We start from the raw sequence: 13,925 nt of genomic DNA, 5'->3' as shown, positions 1-13,925 counted from the left end.
AATAGTTTTTAGTTATTTAGTATGATGATATTATTCAAAAAATATCAGAAATTATGATATTTGTGGGGTGGGCAAAGAAGCATTAATATTAATAATTGTTGGCCTATTTTTATCTTGCCTACCTTTCATTTGTTATAGACAAAAAAATAAATCTTAATCATAATATTGAATAAATATTGCAGATTATTGTTACAAAAGATTACAATAAGGAGCCAAGACGCTCATTTGTGACACCCTAAATAAGAAAAACCATCATCATTGATATGCCTAACTTGGATATTACAGCAAATCAAACTCAAACCAACGATAATATAACCTCTAATCTAGATAATATACTTTCCCCTACTGATAGATTTAGCGATCGCCATATTGGTCCCAATAGCCAAGAAGTTGATAAAATGCTCAAAGTGCTAGGCTTTTCTACTTTAGACCAATTGATGGATGCAGCAGTACCTAAAGCCATCCGCCTAAGCAAACCTTTAAATTTACCTGAAGCACAAAGCGAATATGCAGCGTTAGCTCAATTAAAGTCTATTGCTTCTAAAAATCAGATATTTCGCTCCTATATTGGCATGGGTTATTATGACTGTATTACTCCCCCAGTCATTCAACGCAATATCTTAGAAAACCCTGGTTGGTACACGGCTTATACTCCATATCAAGCGGAAATTGCCCAAGGAAGACTAGAAGCTCTGTTAAACTATCAAACCATGATAGTAGAGCTAACTGGACTCGAAATTGCTAACGCTTCCTTATTAGATGAAGGCACAGCAGCAGCAGAAGCTATGAGCATGAGTTATGGTTTATGTAAGAACAAAAAGGCAAATGCTTTTTTTGTAGACTCCCATTGTCACCCCCAAACCATTGAAGTTATTAAAACAAGAGCTTATCCTTTAGATATTGAGTTGATTATTGCCGATCATCGCTTTTTTGATTTCGATACGGAGATTTTTGGCGCATTATTACAATATCCAGCTACCGATGGCAGTCTTTATGATTATCGCACCTTTATTGAAACGGCACACGATCAGGGTGCAGTAGTTACTGTTGCTGCTGACCCCTTGAGTTTAGCACTCTTAACACCCCCTGGAGAATTTGGCGCAGATATCGCCGTAGGCAGCACCCAACGCTTCGGCGTACCTTTGGGATACGGTGGACCTCATGCAGCCTATTTCGCTACGAAAGAAGCCTATAAACGCCAGATTCCAGGGCGTATTGTGGGAGTCTCTAAGGATGCACAAGGAAACCCTGCTTTAAGATTAGCATTGCAAACCAGAGAACAACATATTCGTCGTGAAAAAGCAACTAGCAACATCTGTACAGCGCAAGTCTTACTAGCAGTTATTGCTGGAATGTATGGCGTATATCATGGCGCAAAAGGGATCAAAAATATTGCTCAAAGAATACACAAATTAACCGTAATTTTAGCCAAGGGATTAAACAAATTAAGTTATACTATCAATGACGAACCCTTCTTTGATACCGTTAAAGTTGGGGTGGGTGATGCGAGTGCAAAAGCGGTAATTAAAGCAGCAGCAGAACGGAAAATAAATCTAAGATTATATAAAGAAGGAGTTTTATGTATTAGCTTAGATGAAACCACTACCGTTCATGATGTAATTGAATTATGGCAAATTTTTGCAGCAAAAGATGAATTACCTTTTACTGTTAAAGAAATAGTACAGCAAGTTAATTTTGACTTTCCTATCTTCTTCAAACGGACTTCAAACTATTTAACTGATCCTGTTTTTAACCAGCATCATTCTGAAAGTGAATTACTGCGTTATTTACATCAATTAGAAAACAAAGATTTAGCGTTAAATACCTCCATGATTCCTCTAGGATCATGTACCATGAAACTAAACGCAGCAGCTGAGATGATGCCAGTCACTTGGCCTGAGTTTGGAAAACTTCATCCTTTTGCCCCTTTATCTCAAACTGAAGGCTATCAAATTCTTTTCCAACAGTTAGAAGAATGGTTAGGAGAGATAACAGGATTTGACGGTATTTCTTTACAACCTAATGCTGGTTCTCAAGGCGAATATGCAGGGTTACAAGTGATTCGCCAATATCATGAAAGTCGAGGAGAAACAAACCGAAATATCTGCTTAATTCCTGAATCAGCACACGGGACAAACCCTGCTAGTGCAGTAATGTCAGGAATGAAAGTCGTAGCAGTTAAATGTGATAAAGATGGGAATATTGATATTGCAGACTTAGAGAAAAAAGCCGAAAAACACGCCGAAAACTTAGGGGCTTTGATGGTAACTTATCCTTCCACTCACGGAGTATTTGAAGAAGGAATTATCGATATTTGTAACATCATTCATCGTCACGGTGGACAAGTTTATATGGATGGAGCTAATATGAACGCTCAAGTCGGGTTATGTCGTCCGGCTGATTTTGGGGCCGATGTTTGCCACCTCAACCTGCATAAAACCTTCTGTATCCCTCATGGGGGTGGTGGTCCAGGAATGGGCCCCATCGGCGTAAAAGAACATTTAATCCCCTTTCTTCCTACAACTAACATAGAAAAATACACCAACCCCGACAGTAATGGTAACGTAGAAACATCTATAGGAGCCATTTCCGCAGCCCCTTGGGGTAGTTCTAGTATCCTGGCCATTTCCTGGATGTACATCGCTATGATGGGGGAAAAAGGGCTGACTGACGCAACAAAAGTGGCTATTCTCAACGCCAACTATATGGCTTCTCGTTTAGCTGACTACTATCCTATCTTGTTCAAAGGTGCATCCGGTTGTGTTGCTCATGAATGTATCATTGATTTACGTCCCTTGAAAAAGCAAGCAGGGGTAGAAGTAGATGACATTGCTAAACGGTTGATGGACTTTGGTTTCCATGCGCCTACGGTGTCTTGGCCTGTTATTGGTACAATGATGGTAGAACCTACTGAAAGCGAAGACTTGGATGAGTTAGACCGTTTTTGTGATGCTATGATTACTATTTATCATGAAGTTGATGCGATCGCAAATGGTACAATCGATCCAAACAATAACCCTCTGAAAAATGCTCCCCATACGGCACAAGCAGTAATTTGCGGAGACTGGGAACGTCCTTATTCCCGTGAAAAAGCAGCTTATCCTGCGCCTTGGACAAAAGAATATAAGTTTTGGCCAGTCGTCGGACGTATTGATAACGCTTACGGAGACAGAAACCTAGTTTGTTCTTGCGAAGGAATGGACGCTTACAAAGAAGATTAAAACATTGTAGGGTGGGCATTACTCACCCTATATTAATTATCTTATTCGTTAAAGATTGTACAATATGAATGGTATTTGACAATTAAAGAGGTAAATATTGTACTTTATTGGCAAATTCTTCCAATTTTCCTAATTTGGCAATTAGTTCTAAATCTCGAATACAATCAACGATAGATATCATTAGTTGATGACCATAAATAACTCCGACAAATTCGATACCTTGTACTTGACGATTATTCGCTTCTATCAAAAAGTCTTTATCTTGACTAAAAATAATTCTTTTTAGGGCAGTTGCACGGTCTAAAATTATGACATCATCTACACCTGAATAACCATCTTCTTGAACAGTTAAAACATCAATTTCTCGCAAACGTAATCCTATTGTAATTGCACCATGTACATTTTCATCCATATAAAGGGGTAAAGTCAATTAGAGAACTCCTTCAGCTTTGAGTCTGGTTACAAAGGGAGAGTCTCCTGCTTGAGAACGCAACTTTTTAACGTATTCAACCTCTTGTTGAATCTCTTGGTCTAATTGTTCTTTATGTTCCCAATAATAAGCGAATGCGGAATGAATTTGACTCATGGTTAAGTGACGATGATTAATCTGTATTTCTTCAGGTGTCCAACCATAAGCCATTTTTGCCATGACAAGATCAATGACTTTGAGGGTTGAACCTGTAATTATGGCTGTACCCTGTTCATTTAGGTTAATGTATTTATAGTCTGTAGAAATTGAAGCCATTGTTATTAATTTACGTTTCACTCTATTGTAGAAGAAATAAACTGATTTCATCTAGAGACGTTTCATGAAATGTCTCTACAAAAGTGGGATATTAATAATTAATTTTCGGTAAACCCTTCGGCAAAACCGATTAATCCTTGTCCTAATGCACTATTTTCGCTGTAATGTTCACCAATTTTAATAACAGCTTGTTTGCTTCCTTTTAACCAGCGTTTACCATCAAAAATATATCTAATAATTGCCCATCGGTTAGATTGATTCTTTTGAATCTCTGTAAACTCAGCATCTATAATTTCTGTTGCTGTTGTTTCGCTAACTTTAGGATATTTATTATTTAATTCGTTTAGTATTTTGACTACTTCATCTAGTGCATTTGCAGTAGAAGGGTCAGAAGCGTACTTTTTGCCAATTACTTCACCTAAATTAGTTTCAGTAATATTGACAACTTCAGCATTAATACTATATTTACCACTATCTGACATTTGACTTCCCTCTTTATTTTTAGGTGAAATTGGATCAGGTTTAGTAATATCGTTAACTAAACTCTGTACATCTACCATATCATAACTATTAATACATTGAATTGCGGGACGTTTATCGTCAATGAATTTATTAAGGACATTCCAAGGATAAAAATGAGGAGACTGACTGCCTTTACATTTTGAACAGTTACAGGGTACTAAAGTTTTATATTTAAGACGTTCATAAGAGTCGTGAATTTTCCCTAATTCATGTCTAACTGTGGTTAATAAATCTCGTTTACGACTTCCTGACACTCGTATACGAATTTCTCCTTTATGATAGCGATAAAATTCAATAATTTCTGCTCTTGCACCATCTTTAGTCAAGACAACTCCCTTTTTCCAAACACAAATTTCATGTTCAATCATTGCATGGGTTTCTACTATAAAACGGGTTAAAATTCCTTTAGGCATAAATTCATATTCATAGCGCAAAAGTAGGTTATTTTCTTCATCCCAATCATATTCCGGTTGTTGAGGACTTAATAATTGAGGTGCAATATAATTTCCTGGTTGACTGGGTATTTCATAACAGAGTTTAAAGTTCATCATTAACCGCAAAAGTTCACCGCGCATGGTGATATATTTTTCTTCATTCCAGATATTGTTTAGATCATTTTTATCAAATTTCCCTAAGTTTTTTCTAACTTTTTCATTATCTAAGACTTTATAAACCGCATCAGTTCCCCAAGCAGTATTGAGAATAATAGTTTTGTTTAAAAGATCATCTTTTTGGAAGTGTAAAAATACCCCTAAGTCATGAAAATAACCACTTAAAACTAACATATCTTGTAATTCTTTAAATCCTTGTTCTTTACAGATGTTTAAATATTCTTCAAGACTGATATAGTTATGTTTATCTTTTTCTAATACTTCTCGAACTTTAACCCAATATGCCGGTAATTCTGTGCCAACATGAGGTAAGTTACTAATATAATGTTGAATCTTATTGAGAATTTCAGGTAAACCACGATTAGTTGCTAAATTAGTGGCTAAAGTTTCTTTAAAATTAGTAAATTCTGCTCTTAATTGTCGTTCATTAATGTCTCGTTTACGTTCTTTTTTTTCATTTTTGATAACTAATACAGGACTATTATTACTCAATAATTTAACCATATTTAACCAGTAATAATAGTCTGTATCTTCTCTGCGAGTGTCAGCAACTAAGGCATAAAGGGATCTTTCCGTGAGAAAAAACTGATGAGTTTCATGATAAATTTCTTGTCCTCCAAAGTCCCAAATATTGACTCTAAATTCTTCTCCATTATTTAGAGTAAAAGGCCATTGAATAACATCTATTCCTTCTGTTGACTCCTCATCTGTTTTAAGTTGATAATTATCATCTTTTATTTTTTGTGCTAAAGTAGTTTTCCCGGCTCCTCCTTCTCCAACAATTAAGAGTTTTGCTTCATAAAGATGATCAATATTTTGTTCAAGTTGTTGTTTATAGAAGTTAATAATGGCTCTAGTTTTTTTTCGTTCAATTTCAGGAGGAAGATTAGTTATTTGATTATTTCTAATAACCAGCGAAATTAGATTATCGAGGTTTCCAATTTCAGGAGGAAGGTTTGTTAGTTGATTACCTGATAGATAAAGTGAAGTTAGCTTATGGAGTTTACCAATTTCACGAGGAAGGTTTGTTAGTTGATTATTTTCCAGATAAAGTGAAGTGAGATCATAGAGGTTCCCAATTTCAGGAGGAAGGTTTGTTAATTGATTACCTGATAAATGAAGTGAAGTTAGATTATAGAGGTTACCGATTTCAGAAGGAAGGTTTGTTAGTTGGTTCTTTTCCAGATAAAATATATTGAGCTTAGTGAGGTTACCAATTTCAGAAGGAAGGTTTGTTAGTTGGTTCTTTTCCAGATAAAGTGAAGTTAGATTATAGAGGTTACCGATTTCAGAAGGAAGGTTTGTTAGTTGGTTACCCAACACAGAAAGTGAAGTGAGATTAGTCAGTTTACCAATTTCAGGGGGTAGAGACGTTAATTTTTTAAATGAAAGGCTCAAAGATTTTCTTTTATCTTTTGCTGCTTTTTCAATAACCTGTAATAATTCTTCCTCTGTCATAATCAACTCTCAATCGTTTTAACATAAGGATAAGCAAGTATTTTATTATCTACAGTTAGTAAAGAGACATTATAAATTCTTGCTGTTGCTACAATAAGCCTATCAGCCGGATCTTTATGAAAATCACCTGGAAGTGTATAAGCATCAATAGCAATGTCAGGCGTAATAGAAAGAAGCTGTACACCTTTTTGTGCTAAAGCAATTTTAAACCATTCTTGAATTGAACAGGGAAGAATTAATGTTTTTTTGTTAACCAGTCTGCTAATTTCAATTAAACTAATAGAACAAATCCCTAAACCTTGTGGTCTTTCCCGATTAATTATCTCTTGATAATAGTTTGTTAGTCTTGAATCATTATGATTCCACCATACGAAAATATGAGTATCTAGAATGATCACGAATCATTCTCCTCAAACTCTTCATTTATTTCCCAATCATCAGGGGAAATAGCAGGTTCACTAGGATCAGCTAAATAAGCATAGGGTTTCATATTTGTTAAAGGATTAACAGAAAATTCTTTTTTAATCATAGATTGATCTTGTTTGATAGAATCAATAAAATCACTGACTAAAATAAGTTTTTCACTAGATAATTGTTCTAATTGTTGAGCAATTTTTTGACGTAATTCTGGATAATTCATTTTAAGTTTAGTTGAGTAGAATAGGTTAGACAGCTATAATATAGGTTATAATAATACCATAACAATCCGTTGCAACTCACCATTCCAGTTAAAATAATCCACTACAATTTTTATAATTATACATCAGTCATCAGTTGCAAAAATATAAGGCAAATGAAACAATGAAATATCATTACAGCATGGTCATTCAATGGTCAGAAGAAGATCAACTATTTTTAGTTCATTTACCTGAGTTTCCTTGACAACAATTTCACACTCATGGCAAAACTTATGAAAAAGCTGCTAGAAATGGACAGGAAGTTATTGAAACATTTGTAGAAATGCTGATAGAAGAAAATTAACTCTATATAATGAGTCCGATTTAAACCAAACATTGAGTATATTTTAAACTTTTGCTTTTTTATCTTTACTTTTTGACTTTGTCCAAAGAACGAGGTAAAATCACAATTAATAAATTAATATAGGAGTAAATTAAAAATGACAGAACCTCAAAAAGAAAAAAATATTATCCCTGTTAGTCCACAAACAGCAGTTTTAATTATTAGTTTACTTATTTTATTACCATTATTACTAACTGGATTTTTTTCCCATTAAGAATAAGAGAAAATTAGCGGTTAAACAGTTCTTGAAATCTTTGGGGAAGATTAATAACTTCTCTAAATAAATCTTGAGAATCAATCCCGAAACCAACTTGCAGAAGTAGTACAATAATTGCTATGGTTAAAGCTGTGGTAGCTGTTGACTTAACGAAAGTAAAAAGCCAACGAAATACCAACCAAGATACTAATAAAGCAGCAATAAATAGAATTAAATTGATGGGCATATTATCAAGTTTAATCTACATAAATACTGTTATGGTAACACATTAGGGCTTAATATTATTAAGCCTCTACAATACTATATTCTTCCAGATTATGACAGTTACTATTTTACAGAAACAACTTTACTTTCAGTTCCTAACGCTTCAGCCGCCATTAAAACAGTTTTTCTTGCCCAACTATCTGCTTCTAAAATATCCTCTAAACTAGGTTGAGCAGAATTATGATCCCTAAAACTATCACAAGTTTGTTCAATGACTTTAGGAATATCTAAAAAGGCAATTTTTTCAGCTAAAAACAAAGCAACCGCTTGCTCATTGGCAGCATTTAAAACCGCCGGCATTGCCCCTCCTGCATTACCTGCTGCATAAGCTAACTGCATACAAGGATATTTATCATGATCCGGCTCTCTAAAGGTTAAACTACCTGCTTTTACTAAATCTAATGGTTCCCAATCTGTATAAATTCTTTCAGGCCAAGACAGAGCATATAATAAAGGCAGACGCATATCAGGCCATCCTAATTGTGCCAAAACGGAAGTATCTTGTAACTCAATTAAAGAATGAATAATACTTTGAGGATGGATAACAATATCAATATTTTTATAGTCCATTCCAAACAAGAAATGAGCTTCAATAACTTCTAACCCTTTATTCATTAAAGTAGCAGAATCAACCGTTATTTTTTGACCCATTGACCAATTAGGATGTTTTAGGGCATCTTGTACCGTAACATACTTTAATTGTTCTACTGGCCAATCCCTAAATGCACCACCAGAAGCCGTTAAAATAATGCGTCGTAAACCATCACTCGGAACCCCTTGTAAACATTGAAAAATAGCTGAATGTTCTGAGTCTGCCGGTAATAATTTCACCCCATGTTTTTCAATTAAAGGTAATACCACAGGGCCCCCTGCTATCAAAGTTTCCTTATTAGCTAAAGCAATATCTTTTCCTGCTTCTATCGCTGCAATGGTAGGCAATAAACCGGCACATCCAACAATACCCGTAACCACACTTTCAGCATCACCATGACGAGCGACTTCTGTAACCCCTTCCTCTCCTGCTAAAATGATCGGAGAATAGTCCATAGTTGCAATGGCATCTTTGAGGCTTCCTAGTTTGCTCTGATCACAAATAGCTACAATTTCAGGACGAAACTGTTTGACTTGCTTTGCTAATAACTCCACATTAGAACGAGTCGCCAAACCCACCACTTGAAATTGATCGGGGTATTGCTCAACAATATCAAGGGTTTGAGTGCCAATGGAACCAGTAGAGCCAAGGATAGAAATCTTTTTCACGATACTGCATTATTAAACTGGGGATCACTATCACTATAAAGCGATCGGGTGCATCTGCAAAGGGTTGTGACATTGACAGATAATACATATTAAAATAAATAAAAAGAGACCAACGTATCAGGAGAGAAGTAGTGGTCAGAATTCTTAAACTTGCCCAAATGACAGCCAAGGATCTTGCCACAGTAAAGCGACGGGCCGAGTTAGACATCGATCAAGTGATTCCCATTGCCCAAGAAGTAATAACCGCGATCGCGCAAACCGGAGACAAGGGACTGATTCAATATGCCCAAAAATTTGACTATGCAGGGGCAACCCCAGACAATATAAAAGTAACCCCAGAAGAATTCGACCAAGCGCAACATCTCGTCGAACCAGAGGTTACAAAAGCTGTTGATCAAGCTTTTCGCAATATCAAAGAAGTCCATCAACGGCAACTGCCTGAAGAAATGAACCTGGCTGAAATTGATACTGGTATCTTTGCAGGGGAAAAAATTACTCCCATTCCTAGCGTCGGGTTATACGTTCCTAGGGGAAAAGGGGCTTTTCCTTCCATGATGCTGATGTTAACCATTCCAGCTATGGTTGCAGGGGTTAAACAAATCGTCGTTTGTACCCCTCCTGATAAAGAAGGTAACGTTGAACCGGTTTCTCTTTATGTTGCCCAAATGGCCGGGGTAACAGAAGTCTATAAACTAGGGGGAATTCAAGCTTTAGCCGCCATGGCCTTAGGTACCACTACCGTCCCCAAAGTAGATAAATTAACGGGGCCTTGTAGCATCTACGGCGCAGCAGCTAAACGGGTGTTATTCGGTACAGTAGATGTCGGTTTACCTGCCGGTCCCAGTGAGTCCATCGTTTTAGCAGACGAAACCACCGATCCCCAACTGGCAGCCCTCGACTTATTAATAGAAGCTGAACACGGGCCCGACTCAGCAGCCCTTTTAGTCACCCACAGCGAAGCCGTTGCTGAAAAAGCCAGTCAGTTTGCCAAGGAATACTTAGAGAAACTTCCCCAATGGCGCAGGGAGTTTTGTCAAAAAGGGTTAGATGCTTATGGAGGGATTATTCTCACTTCTAGCTTAGAAGAATCGATCAATTTTGTGAACGATTACGCCCCAGAACATTTAGAGGTGTTAGTAGATGATCCCTTAAGGTTAGTCGGAGAGATTAAAAACGCAGGGGAAATTTTATTAGGGAAATATACCCCTTCTTCTGCTGCGACCTATGCGATCGGGGTTAACGCTGTTTTACCCACGGGAGGGTTTGCCCGTTCCTATTCTGCTGTCTCTGTCTATGATTTTCTCAAGCGATCGACTGTTGCTTATTTGACATCCCAAGGATTTGATCGCGTTAAGGAAACCAGCAAAACTTTAGCCCATTACGAGGAGTTTCCGGCTCATGGGATGGCTATTACAGAACGAGATCAATTATTGTAAAATCAGGATTCTTTATAAGGGGTTTAGCACGGCTAAACCCCTATTGAGTGCTTTCTATTTTCTAAGTTTTCCTTGCTTGTAACGAGTGGCAAAGCCACCTAACGTTATCGCTAATAAGCCATGAATTAGACTAGGTTCAGGAATCGTCGGAACCCCTCCTGTACCAGTAGAAGTTCCTGTACTTGTACCAGTGGAAGTTCCTGTAGATGTTCCTGTACTTGTACCAGTGGAAGTCCCTGTAGATGTTCCTGTACTTGTACCAGTGGAAGTTCCTGTAGATGTTCCTGTACTTGTACCAGTGGAAGTTCCTGTAGATGTTCCCGTACTTGTACCAGTTGTTGTAGCAGCTATAGGGAAGCTTGGAGGCAAAGGACCAAAAAGAATGTTACCAGCAACAAAAAACGGACTGAGAGTGCCAGGAAAACCAAATGTAGCGTCTAAAGCTAGATCAGGGAAAGATAGAGGATCAGGATCAGTGAGAGGTGGATTGGAAGGACTGCCTTGAGGAACGCCGAAGTAACCTTGGGGATGATCACCACCACCAAGATTTAGTTGCAACTCCAACATCGGATCTACTGCGGCCCCTTCATTCGGAACTCCGTCAAGATTCTCATTAGGAACAACTACTTCACCAAATAGAGGACTTGTACTAACATCATTGATCCAGGCTTGATCTGAGGCATCAGTGTAAGATACTCCTAGGCGAAAGAATCGTTCAGGATCATTTTCATCTAAGATCAAAACATCATCTAGTTCGTCATCGGGAGTCAGAGGATCATCAGGATCATCGAGGGCTAAATAAGCAAAACCATTAACAAAACCTAATAAGGGATTCGGAATTTCAGTACCAGGGTTATCAGGATCATCAATAAGTGGTTCGAGGGTAATTCTTCTCAGGGGTATAGGGATATTAGTATTTGGATCAAGGTTCAGAGGATTACCATTGCTGTCCACTTCCCAAAGTCCTATTTCATGGACGGTTTCTGGAACAGTAAAGAAACTTTCTCCTTCTGGTAAGACAAAATAATCGTTAGGACTATTCGGAAAAAGATTAGCTCGAGACGCAAAAACGCCAAAAGCCGTCATTTCTAAATTATTATCATTAGCAGCAGGGTTCACTGAAAATTGATAACCTAGTGTAGCAAATCCTCCAACAGCTCCAGCAATATCAAACGATGGATTATTTGTTCTATTTAAAGTGGGTTCATAAGAAACAGTAGCTGCTTTAGCACTAACAGCACTACTTAAAGAGAAAATGATACCTAAAGATAGGTTACTTAAGTATTTTTGTTGACAAATACCCATACAATTATTTTGATAAAAATTACTCTACTAAGCCAATACTATCAATGGTTTTTTGATTCAAATCTTTCTCAAAAATTAAAAAATTAAACTGTATTTTTAATGTAAAAGAGAATTACAAAATAAAATATTGATTTGCATTTTTTAGAAAAAAAATAACTATATACAGAAAAATAAACAAAGCTTAATGCGTCAATTTTATTTTTTGATTTTGATGTTAATTAAATTTACAAACTGCTTAAATTTAGTAAAATTGATTAATATTCTTTGAAAATTTGCTACAAATATTTATTAAGTTTTTTATACTATTGATTAACATTGCCCTGTTCGTTTAGATTTTTTTGATTTTTGTGAGTAGATGACAAAAAAAATTGCCTCAAAAAGAGACAATCTTAAGATTTTTTCCTTATTTATTGTGGTCAAAGATCACAAGATATGAAGTTTATTTGCGAACTTGTTACCTTATCTTGAGAGACTAGGAGATTAAGAAACTCAAAAACTGATCACGGGTCACTGATAACTGGTCACTAATTAAGGGTCTATCCAACGACCATCGACTTTAATTAAGTTAATTAATTCTTGTACCCCTTGGTCTTCAGGAACCTTTTTAATTTCTTCTCGACCTCGATACAAAGAAATATAACCAGGTTGTTTACCGACATAACCGTAGTCAGCATCGGCCATTTCTCCAGGTCCATTAACAATACATCCCATAACAGCAATATCTAATCCGGTCAGATGTTTAGTTGCTTCTCGTACCTTATGTAAGACTTCTTCAAGATTAAACAGGGTACGACCACAGGAAGGACAAGCGACGTATTCAACCATTGTCTTACGTAGACCCAACGCTTGCAAAATGCTATAACAAACGGGAATTTCTTTTTCTGGAGCCTCGGTAAGAGAAACACGAATCGTATCTCCGATTCCTTCTGCTAAAAGGGTTCCAATACCAGCAGTGGATTTAATACGACCATATTCTCCATCTCCTGCTTCTGTCACCCCTAAATGTAGGGGATAATCCATTGCTAACTCATCCATGCGTTTCACCATCAAACGATAGGCCGCTAACATCACAGGAACACGGGATGCTTTGAGAGAAATGACTATATTGTAAAAATCGAGAGACTCGCAAATACGAATGAATTCTAGGGCAGATTCAACCATTCCCTCTGGAGTATCTCCATAGGTAAATAACATTCTTTCCGCTAAAGAACCATGATTAACCCCAATTCTCATGGCTTTTCCTTGATCTCGTAGAGAAATCACCAGAGGTTCTAAGGTTTGACGAATTTTTTCCCCAATCTCTTCAAATTCTGCTTGAGTATATTCGCTACGGGTGGGACTGGGTTTTTCAAAGACGTATAATCCTGGGTTAATTCGTACTTTATCCACGTGCTTCGCCACTTCTAGGGCAATTTTTAAGCCGTTGTGATGCACATCGGCCACCAACGGAACCGGTTGATACACTTGGGCTAATTTCTCTTTGATGGTCGCTAACGCTTTAGCGTGGGCCATACTGGGAACCGTTACCCGAACAATTTCACAACCCATTTCATGTAAACGACGAATAGCAGACACAGACCCTTCAATATCGAGGGTGTCCTCATTAATCATGGACTGGACAACAACGGGAAAACCACCGCCAATGGTGATATCTCCCACTTTAACCGGACGGGTTTTGCGACGATGAATAGTGGTATCAAATTCAGGTTTAGAATTAGTTTGGGGTGTTTCGAGAGTTTGCATGATGGGTAAATATAAAAAAATTTGGTAGCGAATTTATCCAAGTCCTATTTTAATACTCCATTGTCTTAATATTTGTGTCTGTGGTTGTGATTATCAATAATTTGCTTGATACTTAAAGTTAGA

11 protein-coding genes are annotated in these 13,925 nt (G+C 37.0%); 2 read left to right on the top strand and 9 right to left on the bottom strand.

Going from position 1 to position 13,925, the window contains the following annotated elements; translation table 11 throughout:
• The first annotated feature begins 263 nt into the window (after positions 1-263).
• Positions 264-3,221: an aminomethyl-transferring glycine dehydrogenase gene (gene gcvP / locus CY0110_RS03770; protein WP_008273963.1), complete on the top strand. Its 2,958-nt coding sequence runs from the start codon at positions 264-266 to the stop codon at positions 3,219-3,221.
• A gap of 82 nt (positions 3,222-3,303) precedes the next feature.
• On the opposite strand, the gene CY0110_RS03765 is transcribed toward gcvP, so the two are convergent.
• The 7 genes from CY0110_RS03765 to dxr form a co-directional block, all read right to left on the bottom strand.
• Complete coding sequence (locus CY0110_RS03765) at positions 3,304-3,651, bottom strand: DUF5615 family PIN-like protein (RefSeq protein ID WP_008273962.1); 348 nt, start codon at positions 3,649-3,651, stop codon at positions 3,304-3,306.
• Positions 3,652-3,966 carry a DUF433 domain-containing protein gene (locus CY0110_RS03760; protein ID WP_008273961.1) on the bottom strand — a complete coding sequence of 105 codons (315 nt, stop codon included), beginning with the start codon at positions 3,964-3,966 and terminating at the stop codon, positions 3,652-3,654.
• Between the two features lie 98 nt (positions 3,967-4,064).
• The gene (locus tag CY0110_RS03755) at positions 4,065-6,557 is read right to left on the bottom strand and encodes a COR domain-containing protein (protein WP_008273960.1); all 2,493 of its coding nucleotides are present in this window, start codon (positions 6,555-6,557) and stop codon (positions 4,065-4,067) included.
• A 2-nt stretch (positions 6,558-6,559) separates the two neighbouring features.
• On the bottom strand, positions 6,560-6,955 hold the full coding sequence (locus CY0110_RS03750; RefSeq protein WP_008273959.1) for a type II toxin-antitoxin system VapC family toxin: 396 nt from the start codon (positions 6,953-6,955) through the stop codon (positions 6,560-6,562).
• Positions 6,952-7,197, bottom strand: a complete 246-nt coding sequence (locus tag CY0110_RS03745; protein ID WP_008273958.1) for a hypothetical protein — start codon at positions 7,195-7,197, stop codon at positions 6,952-6,954. The genes CY0110_RS03750 and CY0110_RS03745 overlap by 4 nt, the downstream gene beginning before the upstream one ends.
• A gap of 607 nt (positions 7,198-7,804) precedes the next feature.
• Entirely contained in the window at positions 7,805-8,020 is a 216-nt protein-coding gene (locus CY0110_RS03735; protein WP_008273955.1) for a hypothetical protein, read from the bottom strand.
• 101 nt (positions 8,021-8,121) lie between these two features.
• Entirely contained in the window at positions 8,122-9,318 is a 1,197-nt protein-coding gene (gene dxr / locus CY0110_RS03730; RefSeq protein ID WP_008273954.1) for a 1-deoxy-D-xylulose-5-phosphate reductoisomerase, read from the bottom strand.
• Positions 9,319-9,449: 131 nt separating this feature from the next.
• On the opposite strand from dxr, the gene hisD reads away from it, so the two are divergent.
• A complete protein-coding gene (gene hisD, locus CY0110_RS03725) occupies positions 9,450-10,754 on the top strand; it encodes a histidinol dehydrogenase (RefSeq protein ID WP_008273953.1) in 1,305 nt (434 codons plus the stop codon).
• Between the two features lie 54 nt (positions 10,755-10,808).
• On the opposite strand, the gene CY0110_RS03720 is transcribed toward hisD, so the two are convergent.
• Both CY0110_RS03720 and ispG read right to left on the bottom strand, forming a co-directional pair.
• Positions 10,809-12,059 carry a hypothetical protein gene (locus CY0110_RS03720; RefSeq protein ID WP_008273952.1) on the bottom strand — a complete coding sequence of 417 codons (1,251 nt, stop codon included), beginning with the start codon at positions 12,057-12,059 and terminating at the stop codon, positions 10,809-10,811.
• A 528-nt stretch (positions 12,060-12,587) separates the two neighbouring features.
• Positions 12,588-13,802 (bottom strand): (E)-4-hydroxy-3-methylbut-2-enyl-diphosphate synthase, encoded by a 1,215-nt coding sequence (gene ispG / locus CY0110_RS03715; RefSeq protein ID WP_008273951.1) that lies wholly within the window; start codon positions 13,800-13,802, stop codon positions 12,588-12,590.
• Positions 13,803-13,925: the final 123 nt, after the last annotated feature.

The organism is Crocosphaera chwakensis CCY0110, assembly GCF_000169335.1.
Classification (GTDB): domain Bacteria; phylum Cyanobacteriota; class Cyanobacteriia; order Cyanobacteriales; family Microcystaceae; genus Crocosphaera; species Crocosphaera chwakensis.
This window is presented reverse-complemented; position numbering and strand designations above follow the sequence as displayed.

What these genes read in the sequence shown, in the direction of transcription:
- ispG (WP_008273951.1), bottom strand. Translation starts at nt 13,802, where the DNA reads ATGCAAACTCTCGAAACACCCCAAACTAATTCTAAACCTGAATTTGAT.
- CY0110_RS03720 (WP_008273952.1), bottom strand. Translation starts at nt 12,059, where the DNA reads ATGGGTATTTGTCAACAAAAATACTTAAGTAACCTATCTTTAGGTATC.
- CY0110_RS03760 (WP_008273961.1), bottom strand. Translation starts at nt 3,966, where the DNA reads ATGGCTTCAATTTCTACAGACTATAAATACATTAACCTAAATGAACAG.
- CY0110_RS03735 (WP_008273955.1), bottom strand. Translation starts at nt 8,020, where the DNA reads ATGCCCATCAATTTAATTCTATTTATTGCTGCTTTATTAGTATCTTGG.
- CY0110_RS03755 (WP_008273960.1), bottom strand. Translation starts at nt 6,557, where the DNA reads ATGACAGAGGAAGAATTATTACAGGTTATTGAAAAAGCAGCAAAAGAT.
- gcvP (WP_008273963.1), top strand. Translation starts at nt 264, where the DNA reads ATGCCTAACTTGGATATTACAGCAAATCAAACTCAAACCAACGATAAT.
- CY0110_RS03745 (WP_008273958.1), bottom strand. Translation starts at nt 7,197, where the DNA reads ATGAATTATCCAGAATTACGTCAAAAAATTGCTCAACAATTAGAACAA.